Annotated in this window: 12 protein-coding genes; all 12 read left to right on the top strand. The window is 43.2% G+C overall.

The window, feature by feature from the left end:
• The first annotated feature begins 74 nt into the window (after nucleotides 1-74).
• The 12 genes from ACQ4XT_RS00145 (at nucleotide 75) to ACQ4XT_RS00090 (ending at nucleotide 18,998) form a co-directional block, all read left to right on the top strand.
• Nucleotides 75-2,174: an RNA degradosome polyphosphate kinase gene (locus ACQ4XT_RS00145; RefSeq protein WP_446851984.1), complete on the top strand. Its 2,100-nt coding sequence runs from the start codon at nucleotides 75-77 to the stop codon at nucleotides 2,172-2,174.
• 206 nt (nucleotides 2,175-2,380) lie between these two features.
• Nucleotides 2,381-5,248, top strand: a complete 2,868-nt coding sequence (locus ACQ4XT_RS00140) for a 2-oxoglutarate dehydrogenase E1 component (RefSeq protein WP_446851983.1) — start codon at nucleotides 2,381-2,383, stop codon at nucleotides 5,246-5,248.
• Nucleotides 5,235-6,557, top strand: a complete 1,323-nt coding sequence (odhB, locus tag ACQ4XT_RS00135; protein WP_446851982.1) for a 2-oxoglutarate dehydrogenase complex dihydrolipoyllysine-residue succinyltransferase — start codon at nucleotides 5,235-5,237, stop codon at nucleotides 6,555-6,557. Before ACQ4XT_RS00140 ends, odhB begins: the two co-directional genes overlap by 14 nt.
• Before the next feature lie 637 nt (nucleotides 6,558-7,194).
• Nucleotides 7,195-8,358 carry a sporulation protein YhbH gene (gene yhbH, locus ACQ4XT_RS00130; protein ID WP_089653080.1) on the top strand — a complete coding sequence of 388 codons (1,164 nt, stop codon included), beginning with the start codon at nucleotides 7,195-7,197 and terminating at the stop codon, nucleotides 8,356-8,358.
• Between the two features lie 137 nt (nucleotides 8,359-8,495).
• Nucleotides 8,496-10,001: a potassium/proton antiporter gene (locus tag ACQ4XT_RS00125; protein ID WP_446851981.1), complete on the top strand. Its 1,506-nt coding sequence runs from the start codon at nucleotides 8,496-8,498 to the stop codon at nucleotides 9,999-10,001.
• 214 nt (nucleotides 10,002-10,215) lie between these two features.
• Nucleotides 10,216-11,031 carry a pyrroline-5-carboxylate reductase gene (gene proC / locus ACQ4XT_RS00120; RefSeq protein ID WP_446851980.1) on the top strand — a complete coding sequence of 272 codons (816 nt, stop codon included), beginning with the start codon at nucleotides 10,216-10,218 and terminating at the stop codon, nucleotides 11,029-11,031.
• A gap of 89 nt (nucleotides 11,032-11,120) precedes the next feature.
• Nucleotides 11,121-11,600 (top strand): PH domain-containing protein, encoded by a 480-nt coding sequence (locus tag ACQ4XT_RS00115; RefSeq protein WP_446851979.1) that lies wholly within the window; start codon nucleotides 11,121-11,123, stop codon nucleotides 11,598-11,600.
• Nucleotides 11,593-13,089 carry a PH domain-containing protein gene (locus ACQ4XT_RS00110; protein WP_446851978.1) on the top strand — a complete coding sequence of 499 codons (1,497 nt, stop codon included), beginning with the start codon at nucleotides 11,593-11,595 and terminating at the stop codon, nucleotides 13,087-13,089. The genes ACQ4XT_RS00115 and ACQ4XT_RS00110 overlap by 8 nt, the downstream gene beginning before the upstream one ends.
• Before the next feature lie 128 nt (nucleotides 13,090-13,217).
• Entirely contained in the window at nucleotides 13,218-14,513 is a 1,296-nt protein-coding gene (locus ACQ4XT_RS00105) for an NCS2 family permease (RefSeq protein WP_446851977.1), read from the top strand.
• Nucleotides 14,514-15,260: 747 nt separating this feature from the next.
• Complete coding sequence (locus ACQ4XT_RS00100) at nucleotides 15,261-16,790, top strand: spore germination protein (RefSeq protein WP_446855527.1); 1,530 nt, start codon at nucleotides 15,261-15,263, stop codon at nucleotides 16,788-16,790.
• A complete protein-coding gene (locus tag ACQ4XT_RS00095) occupies nucleotides 16,720-17,880 on the top strand; it encodes a GerAB/ArcD/ProY family transporter (protein WP_446851976.1) in 1,161 nt (386 codons plus the stop codon). The genes ACQ4XT_RS00100 and ACQ4XT_RS00095 overlap by 71 nt, the downstream gene beginning before the upstream one ends.
• Entirely contained in the window at nucleotides 17,877-18,998 is a 1,122-nt protein-coding gene (locus ACQ4XT_RS00090) for a Ger(x)C family spore germination protein (RefSeq protein WP_446851975.1), read from the top strand. The genes ACQ4XT_RS00095 and ACQ4XT_RS00090 overlap by 4 nt, the downstream gene beginning before the upstream one ends.
• The last annotated feature ends 50 nt before the right edge of the window (nucleotides 18,999-19,048 follow it).

The raw sequence follows: 19,048 nt of genomic DNA, 5'->3' as shown, positions 1-19,048 counted from the left end.
TAACTTTACATTCATATGTGGAACATATGGATGTATTAACCTGAATGTGAATACATGTGTAAAGGGTGTGCTTTATGTCAACAGAAATGAAGACGAAAGAACTGGATAATCCACTTTTTTATAATAATCGAGAGCTCAGCTGGCTTGGCTTCAATGAACGGGTTTTGGATGAAGCTCTTGATATGGACAACCCTTTGCTCGAACGGTTGAAATTTTTAGCGATTGCCTCTTCCAATCTTGATGAATTTTTTATGGTACGTGTCGCAGGATTGAAGGATCAGGTCAAAGCCGGTTTTAATAAACCGGAAAACAAGGCCGGATTGACACCGAAGCAGCAACTGAACAAAATTGCTGAGATTAACCACAAAAATGTGGAAAAGCAGTATGCGGCCTATCAGGCAATGAAACCGGAATTGGAAAAAGAGGGAATTACGATCTTGTCTATTGACGACCTCACCAAAGAGGAAATCCAGCGCTTTGAAACCTATTTCGATGAAGAGATTTTTCCCGTGTTAACCCCTATGGCAGTGGATGCCTATCGTCCTTTTCCAATGCTTTTGAATAAGTCCATCAATCTGGCTGTCGTCATTCGCGACGAACTTGATCGAGAAGGAGCAACGAAAACGGCGATTGTTCAAGTACCATCCGTACTGGATCGTTTCGTAACTGTGAATCATGATGATAAATATCAATATGTTCTATTAGAAGAAATCATCGGTCATTTTATGAGTAAGCTCTTCAAAGGGTATAAAGTTGAGTCGATCACAGAGTTCAGAATTACAAGAAATGCTGATATGACCATTCATGAAGAAGGCGCCCGTGATTTATTAAAAGAAATAGAGAAAGAATTGAAGAAACGGAAGTGGGGAGCGGCTGTCCGTCTGGAAGTGCGAGATGGAAAGTATGATGAGAAATTGGTCAGCTTTTTATTGAGTGTCCTGGAAATTCATAAAGATGACTTATACATTACAAATGGACCGCTGGACTTAACTTTCTTATTTAAATTCCATAAAACGTTTGAAGACATTAAGGATCACCTTTATTACGAAACGTTGATGCCTCAGCCTCCACGGGATTTAAGTAGTGATGAAAATATTTTTGAACAAGTGATGGATCGAGATGTTTTCCTACACCATCCGTTCGAATCTTTTGAACCAGTAGTAGACTTCGTAGCGGAAGCAGCGGATGATCCCCATGTGTTGGCTATTAAACAGACGTTATACCGGGTTAGTGGAGATTCACCGATTATAGAAGCTCTGAAGCGTGCGGCGGAGAAAGGGAAGCAGGTCACCGTACTTGTTGAACTGAAAGCACGGTTTGATGAAGAGAACAACGTACAATGGGCAAAAGAATTGGAGAAAGCAGGTTGTCATGTCATTTATGGAATGACTTACTTGAAAACCCACAGCAAAATTACGCTCGTGGTCAGAAAGAAGAATGAGAAAATTGAACGTTTCGTTCACCTGGGAACAGGGAATTATAATGACCAGACAGCATCTCTTTATACAGATATGGGAATCATTACAGCCAAGCGGAAGTTTGGAATTGATGCCACAGATTTTTTCAATTATTTAAGCGGGTTTACCGAGAAACCGCAATTCCATCATCTGTCGATGGCTCCGTTTGATATACGAAATGACTTTATTCGTTATATTAACAATGAAATCCGTTTCCAAAAACAACATGGCAATGGGCGCATCATCTTAAAAATGAATTCTTTGACGGATAAAAATTTAATTATGAAGCTTTACGAAGCCTCTCAAGCAGGTGTGCAGATTGATTTGATCGTGCGTGGAATCTGCTGTCTGCGTCCAGGGATCCAGGGTTTTAGCGATAACATCCGTGTCATTAGTATTGTCGGTCGCTTCCTGGAGCACAGCCGAATTTATTATTTCCATCATAATGGAGATGATCGTGTCTTTTTATCCTCTGCTGATATGATGACAAGAAACATGGTCAAGCGTGTCGAACTTTTATTCCCGATTTATGAACCAGTGATAAAAAATCGTTTGCAAAAGATTTTATCTGTCATGCTGAATGACAATGTCAAAGCCAGGGAACAAAAGAATGACGGGTCCTATGAACATGTTAAACGCCCTCAAAACGCGCAGCCCATCAATAGTCAGATGAAACTTTATGATATGGCTTACCGTGTCTTAGAGGATGAAGAATAACAACGATATATCACTTTAGAGGCGAAAAGTGAAAAAGGCGTACCCATCGGTGCGTCTTTCTTGTTATAATGGAATGGATTTGGTCATTCATTAAAAAATTAAGCGAAATTTGTTGAATACGGAAGCGTTTCAATTCTATAATAGTACATGGACTTGGAAACGTTTTCGAGGAAACATTAGCCAACAACTACTTGGGGGTATTCTACGTGTCTAAACAAGGCTCCACTCAAAACTTTTGGGAAAATTTCCATGGCCCCAACATGGGGTACATCGAAGAACAATTCGAACAATATGAAAACGATCCTAGTGCTGTCGATCCTTCCTTGAAGGAGATTTTTGATGAGCACGGGGCTCCTGAATGGATGGGAAGCGAAACGGTTACTGTAACCAATGGATCTGCTTCACCTTCTGAGAAGGACATAGCTAAAATTACCTCAGCGTTGAAACTTGTTGAGGCTATTCGTCGTCATGGTCACCTGCAAGCGAATATTTACGCGGTAGGTAGTGATGAGCGACCTAAAACAAATTTGCTTGAATTAGAAACATACGGACTACAAGAAAAGGATTTAAAAGAAATGCCGGCGGATTGGGTGTGGCCTGATGCCCCAATGAAACTGGATAACGCACTTCAAGTAGTCAGAACGTTAAAAGAACGTTATGCAGGAACCATCTCTTTTGAATTCGGTCATGTAAATAACGAAGATGAAAGAAAATGGCTCCAGGATAAAGTGGACACAGGTTCCTATACGGTGTCACTGACAGATGAAGAAAAGAAACAACTGCTTTACCGTCTGGCCGAAGTAGAAGGTTTTGAAAACTTCCTTGCGAAAACATTCGTTGCGCAGAAGCGGTTTTCTATTGAAGGCTTAGATATTATGGTGCCGATGCTTGATCACATCATCCAATCGGCTTCTGGTGACAGAATTAAACATATCATGATGGGTATGGCTCACCGTGGGCGTTTAAATGTACTTGCACATATTCTTGGCAAGCCCTATGATCGCATTTTTTCTGAATTCCACCTTTCTCCAGATAAGGAGCTCGTGCCATCCGAGGGTTCAATGGGAATCAACTACGGTTGGACAGGAGATGTGAAATATCACTTTGGTGCGAGAAGAGAAATTGAGAACGGTGAACAGTCAGCTACACGCGTGACTCTCAGCCATAACCCTTCACACTTGGAATACGTCAATCCGGTAGTCGAAGGCTTCGCACGTGCGGCTCAAGATGACCGTTCAGAGCCAGGCTATGCAAAGATGGATGAAGACGAGGCTTTCGGTTTGTTAATTCACGGTGACGCTGCTTTCATCGGAGAAGGTGTTGTAGCAGAAACCTTGAATATGAGTGACCTCCCTGGCTATCGTACCGGAGGAACGGTCCACATTATCGCTAACAACCTTGTCGGATTCACAACGAACCGGAAAGACGGACGCTCAACTCGTTATGCGAGTGACCTGGCTAAAGGCTTTGAAATTCCTGTCGTTCATGTGAATGCCGATGATCCGCTTGCTTGTTTATCAGCCATGGCACTTGCTTATGAATACCGCCAAAAATTCCATAAAGATTTCTTAATTGATCTAGTCGGTTATCGCCGTTTTGGTCACAATGAAATGGATGAACCACGCTCTACACAACCGAAACTTTATAAGGAAATCGATGAACACCCGACGGCTGCTGCTGTGTTTGAAAAGCAGCTTCAGGAAGCATCTGTGGTAGGTGATGGTGCTCTTGATGATATGAAAGCAGAAGTAGAGAAAAAACTCCGCGACATATATAACAATATGAACGAGCATGAAACGTCTTCTCCTGATGTGAAAGAACGTCCGAGTGGAGTGGAACGAAACCTTGATGAAATTGATACGGCCATCGATCTTGATCGTCTTAAAGGTTTAAACGAAGGATTGCTGAAACGTCCGGAAGGATTTAATGGTTTCAAAAAGCTTGAGAAAATTCTTCAAAGACGCAGTAAAATGCTTGATGAAGGACAGAAGGTTGACTGGGCAACAGCTGAAGCCTTAGCATTTGCTTCCATTCTTGAAGATGGTCGTCCTATTCGAATCACAGGACAGGATACGGAACGTGGAACATTCGCCCACCGTCATCTCGTTCTTCATGATGTGGAAACAGGGGAGACATACTGTCCAATGCATGGTTTAGAACAGGCGAATGCGTCCTTTGATATTCATAACAGTCCATTATCTGAGGCAGGGGTCATCGGGTTTGAGTATGGATATAGTGTCCAGGCACCAGAATCTCTTGTCCTTTGGGAAGCGCAATTCGGTGATTTTGCTAATGCTGGACAAGTCATCTTTGACCAGTTCGTGTCTGCTGGACGTGCCAAATGGGGAGAAAAATCCAATATGGTCTTCCTGCTACCTCACGGATACGAAGGGCAAGGGCCGGAGCACTCCAGTGCACGCCTGGAGCGTTTCTTGCAGCTAGCTGCTGAAAACAACTGGACGGTTGCAAATGTCACGTCTTCTGCTCAATATTTCCACTTGCTAAGAAGACAAGCTGCCATTAGTAATCAGGAAGAAGCACGTCCTCTTGTGTTGATGACTCCGAAGAGTCTCTTAAGAAATCAACGGGTGGCGGTTTCAGGGGAGCAGTTCAGCAATGGACGATTCCAACCGATTATGAAACAACCAATTTTATCTGAAAACAAGGATAAAGAAAAAGTAAAAACGCTCCTTCTCGGAAGTGGGAAGATCATGGTCGACATTGAAGATACGGTAGACGGTACCGATCAAACCTTCGAGACGATCGATGCCGTAAGAATCGAACAAATCTATCCGTTCCCAGAGCAACGATTAGCTGAGATGTTAGAGTCTTATCCGAATTTAGAAGAATTAGTATGGGTCCAAGAAGAACCGCAGAACATGGGTAGCTGGTACTTCGTCGAAGGGATTTTGCACAAACTGTTGAAAGAAGGACAGATTCACCGCTTCGTGGGTCGTCCGCACCGTGCATCACCTTCCGTCGGTGAGCCGAACATCCATAAAACGGAGCAGAATCGAATCATTCATGAAGCGCTACAGATGTCTAAAGGAGGAGAAACAAATGAAGGAAATTAAGGTTCCTGAATTAGCTGAATCCATAACAGAAGGTACAATATCAGAATGGCTCGTCAAAAAAGGGGATCAAGTGGAAAAAGGCGATCCGATTCTCGAGCTTGAGACAGATAAAGTAAACGTTGAAGTGAATGCCGATGCTAGTGGAGTTATTGCTGAGTTGTTAAGAGAAGCAGGAGACGACGTAGAAGTCGGCGATGTCATAGCTAAAGTCGATGAAAACGGCGAGGGCGGAGGTTCAGATGAAGACACTTCTTCTGATGAAGAAGAATCTGAACAAGAAGAAAAAGCAGAAGAATCCAACAAAGAGAAAGAATCTGAGAAAGAAGAGCAGCAACAGTCTTCTGATGAGAAAAAAGAGTCTTCCAGTAAGGATTCTAAAGACGTGATTGCTACTCCTGCCGCTCGTAAACGTGCGCGTGAACTAGGGATTGACTTGAGTGAGATTTCCGCTCGCGATCCACTTGGCCGTATCCGTCCGGAAGATGTCGATGCAGCTGCTAAAGGAGAAAGTAAGCATGAATCTAAAGGTTCTTCCAAGTCTTCTTCTGAGGACAAACCTAAGAAGCAGGAGAAGAAAAAAGAAGAAACGAAGAAAACAGAGTTTGATAAACCAGTCGAACGAGTGAAAATGTCCCGCAGACGCCAGACAATTGCTAAGAGACTCGTTGAAGCCCAGCAGGAATCTGCGATGCTCACAACCTTTAATGAAGTAGACATGACCAATGTTATGAAGCTTAGAAGTGAACGTAAAGAATCCTTCCTTAAGAAACATGACATCAAATTAGGTTTCATGTCCTTCTTCACAAAAGCAGCGGTTGGAGCATTGAAGGAATTCCCATTACTCAATGCAGAAATTCAAGGCAACGAAATTATCAAGAAACAGTTCTATGATATCGGTATGGCTGTATCAACAGACGAAGGTCTCGTCGTTCCTGTTGTCCGTGATGCAGATCGTCTGGACTTTGCCGGTATTGAAAAAGGCATAGCTGACCTTGCGACCAAAGCACGTAACAAAGAGCTGGGTCTTGAGGACTTACAGGGTGGATCCTTTACAATCACGAACGGTGGAATATTCGGATCTATGCTTTCCACACCGATTTTGAATGCACCTCAAGTAGGAATCCTTGGTTTGCACAACATTGAAAAACGCGCAAAAGTCATGCCGGATGACACAATCGAAGCTCGTCCGATGATGTACATCGCTCTTTCCTATGACCACAGAATCGTAGATGGAAAAGATGCGGTACAGTTCCTGCGCAGAATTAAAGAAATGATTGAAGATCCTTTCGACCTACTGCTCGAAGGCTAAAACCAATCCCCTTCCACAATTTCTGTGGAAGGGGATTTTCTTTGCTTCAAACCCACAAACGCTCCCTATACTTGAAGACTCAGTTTCGAGACGTTTGTGTGATTCTAGGGGCGGAGGGAAAAGGTTCGCTTTCCATGGGGCGGGCGGTGAGCCTCCTCAAGCTCCGCCTTCCGGGGTCTCACCTGTCCCACACGTCCCATAGGAGTCTCACCGTTTCCCTCCGCCCCTTTGCCAAGGAAGATTATCGAAACCACTCCTAAAAAGGCAGCTTGTATGATTATGAGAAGTGGATGACTAGAACACCTCAACAGTACGTTAAAGCATGATCCACAGCGCTTTACACCTCTAACAGTTGGATAGTGGAAGAACCATCCAATTTGGTACAAGGGTTCGTTTCTCCCGACCACCCCTGACGCCCAACAAGGCAACGAACCCCGGAAACATCTCGTAACTGAGTCTTCCACAATCCTGCCATATACTTGAATAACATATTTACCAGCATGGACTATCAAACGGATTGTGAAAAGATAGACAATTTAGGCGAAAGAAACAAATAATCCATGTATATCTCAATATGTTTCATCCATTACCGTGGACCTGCATACGATAGAGTAATACTCGATTAGGAGGGAATTACATGGATGAAGAGATGAGTTTCGTAATCGCCGAAGACGACTGGTCCCTCCATCGGAAAGGCTACGACGATCAGCGGCGACATCAAGAAAAAGTGAAGGATGCCATGAGCAAGCAGTTACCTGATCTCATTACTGAAGAAAATATTGTGATGTCGAATGGAAAGCGTGTCGTTAAGATTCCAATACGTTCACTTGATGAATATAAGATCCGTTATAATCACGAGAAGAATAAACATGCAGGACAAGGTGAAGGGGATAGTGAAGTCGGAGATGTCGTTGCTCAAGCGCCGCAACAATCGAAAGGTAAGCCTGGCGATGGAGATGGAGCCGGTGATCAAGCTGGCGAAGATTATTATGAGGCAGAGATTTCATTAGCAGAGTTAGAGGAAGCCTTGTTTAAGGAATTGACCTTACCGAATTTGGATGAAAAGGAAAAAGACAATATCATTCACACAGATATCGAGTTCAGTGATATCAGGAAAACAGGGTTGACTGGAAACATTGACAAGAAGAGGACGATGCTTGAAGCGTACAAACGAAACGCTTTAGGTGGAGAAGCTTCATTTGCACCGATATATCCAGAAGATATTCGCTTTAAAACGTGGAATGAGAAAACCAAACCGGAGTCAAAAGCTGTCGTTATTGCAATGATGGATACAAGTGGTTCCATGGGACAATGGGAGAAATATATGGCCAGAAGTTTCTTTTTCTGGATGACCAGGTTCCTGAACCGAAATTATGAAACCGTGGAGATTGAATTTGTTGCGCACCACACACAAGCAAAAGTCGTCAGTGAGGATGATTTCTTTTCCAAAGGAGAGAGTGGAGGGACGATCTGCTCCTCGGCTTATCGTAAGGCATTAGAATTGATTGAGACGAAGTATTCGCCGGAGCGTTACAATATTTATCCGTTCCACTTCTCCGACGGGGACAATTTAACATCCGATAATAAACGCTGCCTGGGATTGATTGAACAACTTATTGAAGTTTCACAAATGTTTGGTTATGGAGAAGTCAACCAATACAATCGTTCCTCGAGTTTGATGCAGGCCTATAAATCAATCGACCACCCTAAGTTCCGCTATTACATTTTGAGAAGAAAAGCAGATGTGTTTCATGCTATGAAACAATTCTTCAGTGAACAAGTAGAAGAGATGCTAAGCTGATGTTGCAAAGAAGCCAAGTAACATCTTGTTGCTTGGCCTTTTTTGTATTTTCATAATTTGGACGAGTGGTATATTACTTGCACCTAAGATTTCCTTGTTATAATGTTCCTATATAGAAAATAAAAGGAGTATCGTTTATGATTCAGGAAATTTTAGAGTCCAATCAATTCATTATGCTGATGGCTCTATTGCTTATTGTCAGTATCATCGTTACAAAGTTCTCTTCCCGGCTCGGGGTTCCTTCTCTTGTTTTGTTTATTGCTGTTGGAATGCTCGTGGGGAATGATGGACTTGGATTCATTTACTTCGACAACCCGGAAATTGCTCAGTTGATTGGTGTCATCGCCTTGATTGTTATTTTGTTTGAAGGTGGTATGCTGACGAAGTGGAAAGACATACGGCCGGTAGTGGCTCCTTCCATTTCTTTAGCTACAGCAGGTGTCGTACTTACGACATCCATCGTAGCCTTAGCTGCCAAGTTCATCTTACATATCGGTTGGATTGAGGCTTTTCTTGTAGGGTCCATTGTAGGATCAACGGATGCTGCTGCCGTTTTTGCCGTTTTAAAAGGTAAAAATGTCCGCCCTAAACTTGAAGCGACACTAGAGGCAGAGTCTGGTACGAACGATCCTATGGCTGTGTTTCTAACCATTTCTTTTATCCAATTGCTCACGGTCGATCAAGTTAATATATTCGGGATGGTCGGTTCATTCTTTTGGCAGATGGGGGCTGGACTCGCTGTCGGAGCGGGGATCGGTTACTTAGCGAGCTTATCACTTAACCGGATCAATCTTGATTCCAGTGGACTTTATCCTTTGTTCGCTTTAGGTTTCGCCTTTTTATCATACAGTTCGAGTTCACTTCTCCAAGCGAGTGGTCTTTTAGCTGTATATGTAACAGCGGTCGTCATTGGAAATGCAGAACTTGCATACCGTTATTCCATCTTGCGTTTCCATGAGGGATTTGGCTGGATGGCGCAAATCCTAATGTTCATTATCCTGGGATTATTCGTTTCTCCCACAGAGGTCTTCACATGGCCTGTGATGATGGATGGCTTGTTAATAGCGCTTGTGCTTATTTTTATCGCGAGGCCTGTAGCCACTTTCTTAAGCCTGGCCGGTTTTTCCTTTACGATGAAGGAAAAATACTTTCTATCCTGGGCTGGGCTGCGTGGTGCCGTACCCATCGTGCTTGCCATTTTCCCAATGCTTGCAGGAATTCAAAATAGCCCGCTCATCTTTAACGTTGTTTTCTTTACTGTCCTCACCTCAGCTCTTGTCCAAGGCTCGTCCATCACAAGAATCGCCGAACGTTTCAAACTTGTTTCCGATAAGCTTGGAAATCCGATTCATTCGCTCGAGTTGATTTCCATAGGCAAAGCGAACGTAGAGATGATTGAGTTTGATGTAACGGAAAGAAACATCGTTGTTGGTCAAACATTAGAGAATATGGAATTGCCTGACCGAGCCTTAATTAATGCAATAATCCGTGACGGGGATGTGATCACCCCATATGGTCAAACAGAAATCAAAGCTGGAGATACTTTATATATCCTTGTAGCAAGAAAAAATAAAAGAGAAGTGAAGAAGCTTCTTGAAGCAATCAGAGAAGATGAAGGAGACCACGAAAAAAGCCGAGCTTAAGGCAGCTCGGCTTTTTTCGTAGCAGCTATGATATTTTGGGCGTTTCACTATGATATGAAGAATACAGTTATTATTATAGGTAAGATATAAGGCTTTGTAAACCTTTTCTAGAAAAAACATGTAATTTTTACTAGAGAAACAAGGGAAATCGAATATGGAATTGTACGTTCGACAATCTTCCTATACAATAAGAATCACCAAGGAGGGATGTACGGTGAACAAACGTATAGGTTTTATCGGTTGTGGTCAAATGGGGCAGGCGATGATTCAAGGCATGATCGATGCAGGCCTTGTGAAGGCGCGGGATATCGCTGCGACGGCTTTATCCGATGAAACGATTGACTTTGTGACTGATGAATACGGGATAAATATTTCCAATGAAAATAAACGAGTGGCAGGAGAGAGTGATCTGCTTTTCTTAGCTGTGAAACCTTACGTGTATCAGGGAGTCGTCCAGGAAATTAAAGATGAAGTACCTGAGGATACAGTGGTTGTCACCATCGCTGCCGGTATTACACTTGAGGCGATGAAAGAAGCCTTTGGTCGCAATGTGAAAGTGATTCGTTCCATGCCGAACACCCCTTCGCTTGTCGGAGCAGGTATGAGCGTTTTGTGCCCGAACGATTTCGTGACCAAAGAAGAATTAGCGGACGTGATGGAAGTGTTTGAAAGCTTTGGAGAAGCTGAAATCGTAGAAGAAAAATTGATGGATGCGGTTCCGGCCGTTAGTGGCTCTTCACCGGCTTTTGTTTACATGCTCATTGAGGCTATGGCAGATGCAGCTGTTCAACAAGGCTTCCCACGAGACAAAGCCTATAAAATGGTTTCCCAGACTGTCCAAGGGGCGGCTCAAATGGTCAAAGAGACCGGAAGACACCCTGGCGAGCTGAAGGATGCCGTCTGCACTCCGGGCGGTACAACCATTGCGGGTGTAACGAAGCTTGAAGAAGCGGGTTTCAGAAATGCGATCATTCAGGGGATGACCGCTTGCACAGAAAAATCCAAAGCATTATCAGAAGGAAGAAAATAAAGGGATGGCCGGGCTGTTACGTCCGGCTTCTTTTAAAATTGTGAAACATTTCGATCAATCAATCGTATTCATACACAGGGGGTGGAAGAATGGAACAGCAACCGACACAAAGAATATCACAGCGGGCACTAACGGTATGGCGCATTTATGGTTGGATTCAAGTAGGGATCATTCTTTTGTTGACCATCGGTTTGACCGTCACCGTTTTCTTATGGGATTGGCCGTGGTGGATTATTTTAATTGGACTCGGCATCGCTTTGCTGGAAGTCCTTTCATTTGTCTGGCTCGTGCCAAGCTTACGATGGAAAAGGTGGAGGTATGATGTCACTGAAACAGAGATCGATTTGCAGTACGGATTATTTATTGTGACACGTACGCTGGTCCCTATGGTCAGAGTTCAACATGTGGATACAGAACAAGGACCTTTACTTAGGAAATTCCGTTTATCCACGATCAGTATTTCTACGGCTGCGACGGTACATAAAATTCCGGCATTGGATGAGCAGGAAGCCGAGCGTCTACGTCAGTCCATCTCTTCCTTAGCAAGGGTGGCGGAAGATGATGTTTGAACCAAAAAGACTTCACCCGATCTCAGCTATCATTAACTTTGTGAAGACGTTAAAAGATGCCGCTCTGCCATTGATTATTGTACTCGTGTTAAATGGGAACATATTTAGTGGAGAAGTGGATTGGATTCCACTACTTATATGGGGTGGTGTGCTGCTCCTTGTTTTGGGGGCAGGGATTATTCGCTGGCTGCGCTTTACATACCGTATGGAAGAGGGAGAGCTGCGAATAGAATATGGTCTTATTTTCCGTAAAAAGAGGTACATCCCTATCGACCGAATTCAAAGCCTTGATTTCTCAGAGGGCATTTTTCATCGGCCTTTAAATCTTGTGAAAGTTTCGGTTGAGACAGCAGGCTCAACGGGGAATGAAAAAGCAGAGGCCGAATTGACAGCAATCCGGAAAGAAGAAGCAGATTCCTTGGAAGAAGCCATTTTTCAAGAGAAGAAACGTAGAAACGTAAGACCGGAGGACGACACTTGGGATACCGAAGAACCCCAAACAGAAATAGAAGAACAGAAGCGTGATAAGGTTTATGCCATGTCAATGAAGGAGATTGTGATGATGGCTGTCACTTCCGGAGGGGCTGGGGTAGTGATTTCCGGGGTAGCTGTCTTTTTCTCTCAATTTATGGACCTTTTGCCCGTAGGTACGATCTACAATGAACTCCTTGATTGGATTCAAATTGGCGTGCTGGTCATTGCCTTTACCGCTCTGGTCATCTTATTAGTGGCTTATGGGATATCGATTGTGATGACGATTGTAAGGTATGCCAACTTTTCTGTTTTTATTGACGAAGATGATTTGATTATTACGCGCGGATGGCTGGAGAAAAAGCAGATGACCATACCTTTGAATCGTATTCAAGGCGTTCGAATGGAAGAAAACTTAATTCGACAGCCTTTGGGGTACGCTTCTGTCACGTTAATCAGTGCAGGGGGATCGGTCTTAAAAAATGATGAGCATCAGTTACGCCTGCTGCCAATGATTAAAAAAGCAGAAGTGGGGGAAATCCTGACAAAAGTGCTTCCAGATTATGATGTGGTGGATAATTTTCATCGACCACCCAGGCGATCGTTGGTCCGTTACATTGTGCGACATTCATGGTTCGGCTTTTTAGCGGCGATTCCCATCAGCATCTTCTTTTTTCCTTATGGTCTGCTTTCCATTGTGGCGGGGTGCTTCTTGGCTGTGCTGGGTTGGCTTGCCTATCTTGACGCGGGGTGGAATATTCTTGAAGATCAGCTGACCTTACGATCGAGAGGAATCATCAAACAAACCTACTTTATGAAAAAGTACCGTATCCAAGCATCTTACGAAAAACAGACGTATTTTCAAAAAAGGAAATACCTCTCTAGCATAGAGGTCATGTTGACATCGGGAGGAGGCAGGTCACTCGCTTCCTGCTACTACCTAGAAAAAGCGGATACAGAAGAAATGATGGAGTGGTATAGAGTTAAGCGAGTAAGTGAAAAACCGTCAGAGGGATGATTCCTCTGACGGTTTTTTTATCCATCAACAATAAAAGCGAACATTTTTATTGTTTCTATTGATTTTTGTTCGTAAAAATAATATTATAATACACGTTGTAATTCTTATTGAAAGTTTGGTGTTTCCAAATGTTAAACAAATGGTTCCGATTAAATGAAAATCATACAGATGTCAAAACAGAGCTGCTTGCAGGATTAACGACTTTTTTGACGATGGTCTATATCGTTGTCGTTAACCCGGCGATTCTTTCAAGTGCAGGGGTGCCATTTGAACAAGTGTTCATGGCGACGATCATCGCGGCCGTCGTTGGTACGTTAATCATGGCCTTTGCTGCCAATTACCCTATTGCTATTGCTCCTGGTATGGGATTGAATGCTTATTTCGTTACAGAAGTTGTTCAACAGGATGTCAGTTATTCTGTTATTCTTGGAGCTGTTTTTGTTTCTGGTATATTATTTGTACTCCTTAGTCTGACAAGCTTACGTAAAACGTTGATTACAGCGATTCCTCCTTCATTGAAATATGGAATCACCTCAGGAATCGGTTTATTTATTGCCTTCCTTGGGTTAAGAATGTCAGGCATCATCGTTCCTAGTGAAGAGACGCTGGTAACGCTTGGTGACTTGACGGCACAAGGGCCGCTGTTGACTGTATTCGGACTTTTCTTCACGTTGATCCTCATCGCAAGAAACGTGACGGGTGGATTGTTCATCGGCATGTTTGTAACAGGCATTATCGGCTTTTTTACAGGCCAGCTTCAGCTTGAAGGCTTCATCGAAGCACCGCCAGCTCCTGTTTTCTGGGATATGGATATTGGAGCGGTATTCAGCAATGGCTTATATACGGTTATTTTCGCTTTCCTTCTTGTCACGATTTTTGACACGACAGGAACGATGATCGGTGTGGCGGAACAAGCTGGTTTCATCCGCAAAGATGGAAGCCTTCCAAGGGCGCGTGCTGCTTTAATGGCAGATGCGTCAGCTACAACCGTTGGGGCTATGTTCGGAACGAGTCCTTCATCCGCATATATTGAATCTTCTTCAGGGGTAGCAGCAGGAGGGCGAACAGGCTTAACGACAATGGTCGTTGCAGTATTGTTTATTTTATCCATGTTTTTCGCCCCTATCGTTGGAGCAGTATCCGGCTTACCAGCGATTACAGCTCCTGTACTAATTATCGTCGGTTGCTTTATGATGGGTGGACTTGCAAAGGTGAACTGGGGGTCTTTCGATGATGCTTTCCCAGCCTTTATCATCATCCTTTCCATGCCACTCACATCCAGTATTGCAACAGGGATCTCTTTTGGCTTTATTACGTATCCATTGTTAAAACTTGTTACCGGAAAAGGGAAAGAAGTGCATTGGATGTTATATATGTTCGCGATTATTTTCATCTTACAAATGGTCTTTTTCCCAGGCCACTAACCCCATCAAGCCCTATGGCAATCCAGCCATAGGGCTTCTTTTGTTATTAAAGTAAATGGCAGGTTTCTTGAAGACTCAGTTTCGAGACTTTTGTAGAGAGCATGGGGGCTGCGGGGAATAGCTCGCTTTCCGCGGGAGCGCGGTGAGCCTCCTCGGACTGCGTCCTGTGGGGTCTCACCCTGCACTTTTTTCCCGCAGGAGTCTCGCCATTCCCCTCCGCCCCTTTTACAAGAAAGATTCTCGAAACCACTCCCCGAATAATCAGCTAGTCAATTAAATTGGGAGCATAAGGATAAAATCCCCATGCCCAGGTATTTGGACTCTGAGAGCTTAATACAGAGCGTTTTATGCTTTTCCAATCGGGATAGCAGGAGACAATCCAACTTGGTAAAGGGGTTCGTTTCACACATATCGAATGGGGTGGTTGGGAAGCTGCGAGACTCCCGTGGGAGAAGGAGATAGGCGAGATCCCGCAGGACGCAGTCCGAGGAAGCTCGGCGCTCCCCCACAGGAAAGCGAGTTGCTTCCCAGCCACCCCTGATTCCCATTTTGGCAAACGAAACCCGAAAGCATCTCGAAACTGAGTCTTCCACAATCGGGAGCTTTAGTGGGAGGGGATTTTTTTGTGGAGAGGATTTGTTTGGTATATTCCATTTTATCCGTGGCAAATTAAGGTTAGGTGATGCGAAAATGGGAATCTTTACGCGATTTTTTAAGAATAACCGCGATAAGGTAATAGATCGTCATATGTCCGAACCATCAGGTGAGAAAGAAATACCCAGCTCAAGAAAGTTGTCTGAGAACGTCAAGTATATTTTGGATGCTTTTCATAACACGAATGATTTGAAAATACGCGTTTTGAAAAAAGGTAATGCGGCTCTTTTATATTTTGAATCTTTAGCTGAACACGAAAAAATCCATGAAAAGATTTTTGCACCCATTGAAATGGGACATACCGATAATGTTTTCCATCTGCCGAATGCAAAGCAGACCATTGACTTAGAAGAAGCTGTACGAACGCTGTTACGAGGTCATGCCCTTTATATAGAAGAAGGGAAGAGGGAAATCGCACAGTTCAGTGTGACCTCTTCATTTGGTCGGACACCTGAGGAACCACAAAATGAAAAGGTGGTTCGAGGCGCCCATGATGGTTTTGTGGAAAACATGATGACAAACATCAACCTCATCCGCAAAAGGGTAGAACACAGAGATTTAACCATTAAATACTTTAAGTTGGGTAGGAAGACGAACACGAATGTGGCTGTCATGTATATGGATGGAATCGCGGATCCTACGCTTGTTCAGGAGGTAGAGACCCGATTACATTCCGTTGATTCAGATATGATTCATAGTCCTGGACATGTGGAAGAATTTATTGAAGATCAGTCGAACTCTCCGTTTCCTCAAATGTTGAATACAGAAAGGCCTGATCGTGTGGCAGCTAATTTAGTTGAGGGGAGAGTCGCCATTTTGTCGGAGGGGAGCCCTACAACTCTTATTGCCCCCGCCACTTTTTTTATGTTTTATCAGGCGCCGGATGATTATAATATGCGATGGTTCACAGGCACGTTTGTCCGTCTGATACGACTCTTCAGTTTCGTGATCGCTGTGAGTTTACCAGCCTTTTATATTGCAGTAGTGAGTTTCCACTTCGAGGTCATTCCTGATGAACTAATTATTCCGGTCAAAGCATCCATAAATGAAATAGCCTATCCACCCATATTAGAAGCCCTTGTAATGGTTATTATCATTGAACTAATCAGGGAAGCCGGGATACGATTGCCTGCTCCCATTGGCCAGACCATTGGTATTGTTGGTGGTCTTGTCATCGGAGACGCGGTGGTACGTGCGGGACTTGTATCTAACTTGATGGTTATAGTTGTGGCATTGACCGCTATTGCTTCTTTCGTGGTCCCTTCCAATGAATTGAGTACAGCTCTCAGGTTGTTAACTTTCCCGCTGATCCTACTCGCAGGAACGATCGGCTTTATTGGGATTGTATTTGGAATGTTATTCATACTGACACACCTGACACGTCTTCAGTCTTTCGGTGTTCCTTATTTTGCGCCTCTTGCACCGTTAAGTCTGGTTGACTTGAAAGATACGTTTGTCCGTTTGCCCATGTATATGATGAAGCTTAGGCCGAAGGATGCTCATGCAGTTAAACCCATAGCTTTGGACCCTTCAAGGGAGTGGAGAAACCGTGATGAACAAAACCAATCAAAACAAGGAAAAGGAGGAAGTCAAGCCTCCACAACAACCGACACAAAAAAATGAACGGAAGCTATCGCGCAGACAATATTTTTTCATTATTATCCAAACCCAAATTGGAGTGGGCGTTCTGTCCGTTCCATTTGAACTGCACAGTGTAGCTAAGCAGGATGGCTGGATTTCTCTTTTGTTAGGAGCAATAGCCATCCAAGTGTTGCTTATAGGAATTTGGATTGTTGCAAAGAACTTCCCACAAGATACATTATTTACTATGAATGATAAGTTGTTTACAAAATGGATTGGAAGACCAATCTCCATTTTGTTCATCCTGTACTTTGTCGGTGTAGGGACACTTATCATCTTGTTATTCTGCCGGATGATCAATATATGGGTTTTACCGAATACCCCTTTATGGGTCACGGCTTCTTTAATGATAACTGTTTGTATGTATATGGTTCACGGTGGGTTGATCGTGCTTGGGCGGATGTACACCATGCTTTCTATATTGATCGTGTTTTTGCTCATTCTTGTAGCCTTCGGAGCAAAAGAGATGAGTATTATGTACCTATTTCCTATCTTAGAAACTGGATGGGGGAAGGTATTTTCCGGCATCAACCAAGCCATTTTTTCCTATTTTGGTTTTATTGTGACGTTGGTTATTTTTTCGAAGGTGGAAGGAACGAACAAACAGAAGTTGAAAACCATAGTTTTTGCTCACTGGTTTGTGACACTCTTTTATTTGTTTACGGTTCTTGCAAGTTTTACCTTTTTCAGTACCAGTGAACTTCCACTAGTTCCTGAACCTGTTTTGTATATGTTGAAATCGTTCTCTCTCCCGGTTGTAGCCCGAATCGACTTGTTTTTTATTACGATATGGGTGATTAATGTGGCCACCACATTTGCGACATATCTTTACTTGTCGAGTATCGGCTTATCGGATTTGTTCAATAAACAGTTATCAACAAAATTTATTGTGGTGATCGGTTTCGTTATATTTACCATTAGTATGTATATCGGTTTGGATATCAAAAAAATGGAAAACTTCAACAAAGTGGTGACCTATTCTGGTTACGTATTTTCTGTAACTCTTCCATTAATTATGGTTCCTTTAAGTTTTTGGAGGAGGGATAAAGATAAGAGGGCGGGAGCATCATGAAAAAGTATTGGATTGTCGTTATGGCAAGTCTCATATTCCTCACGGGTTGCTGGGATGAAAAACAGTTTAAAAATGTTAAACTTGTGCTCTCACTAGGATTCGACCAAGGAGAAGAGGGACAAATTGTACAGACCGTTTCTATCCCTACGGTCAACAGAGCTTCTGAGGGACCGGGTAGTGAGATTCTGCAAGTAATATCAACTTCTGCCAATACCCCTTTGCAAGCAAGAAACAAAATTGACCGCATGATATCGGAGTCCTATGATCCATCTAAAGTGAAAGTAGTCGTATTAGGGGAAGACCTTGCGATGAAGAACATCTACCCGATCCTTGATGACATGTATCGAAACTCTCGCAGCAACTTGAATGCCTATCTCGCTGTTGTCGAAGAAGGGACAGCCAAAGATGTGATAAGTATGAATCATACGGGAGCAACAAGAATCAGCAACTATGTCGGAGGCATGTTGGAAGCTGCTATTTCATCCACTCATGCAACTGGTGAAAATCTTCAGCTGCTATGTGCTGAATTGTTAGAACCTGGAATTGATTTCTCTGTCCCTATGCTGAAAATAGAAGATGAAGGGAACTTGCTTACTTTTAGTGGTATGGGGTTGTTTCATGATAAAGCGTACACAGGCGAAAAAATTGATGCAGAACAAACGACGATGTATATGCTGTTGCAGGGAGTTAAGGGAAGGGTCGCCCGTTTGACGGAAAAAATTGATGATAACAAAAAAGAAGAAATTTTGGATTATGTTACTGTGAATGTGGCACAAAACGACCGTAAAATGAAAATCGAAAATAAAGATGGAGAAATCTCAGTAACTATTGACCTGGATATGAAAGTAAAGATTGTAGAATATCCTTCTGATCACTTGTACGTAAAAGGGAGAGTTGAGGAAATCGGTAAAAAGCTATCAGAAAGACTAACAGAGGAGTCTCTAGATATTATCGCTCAGCTTCAAGATGCGAACAGTGATGTTTTTGGTATTGGAAGAAGAGTAAAAGCCTATCACCCAGATGCTTGGAGAGAATTGAAATGGGAGGAAGAATACCCGGAAATATCCATTGAACCGAGCGTGAAGGTGGAAGTCATCCAGCATGGAATCATTAATTAAATTTTTTTCATCTATGTGAAACCTTTTTGGGAGTCATCTCGTCTCTATAT

The sequence above is a fragment of the Halobacillus sp. 12SKB genome (assembly GCF_052941655.1).
The sequence above is the reverse complement of the archived record's forward strand: the minus strand, read 5'-3'. Positions and strand labels throughout refer to the sequence as shown.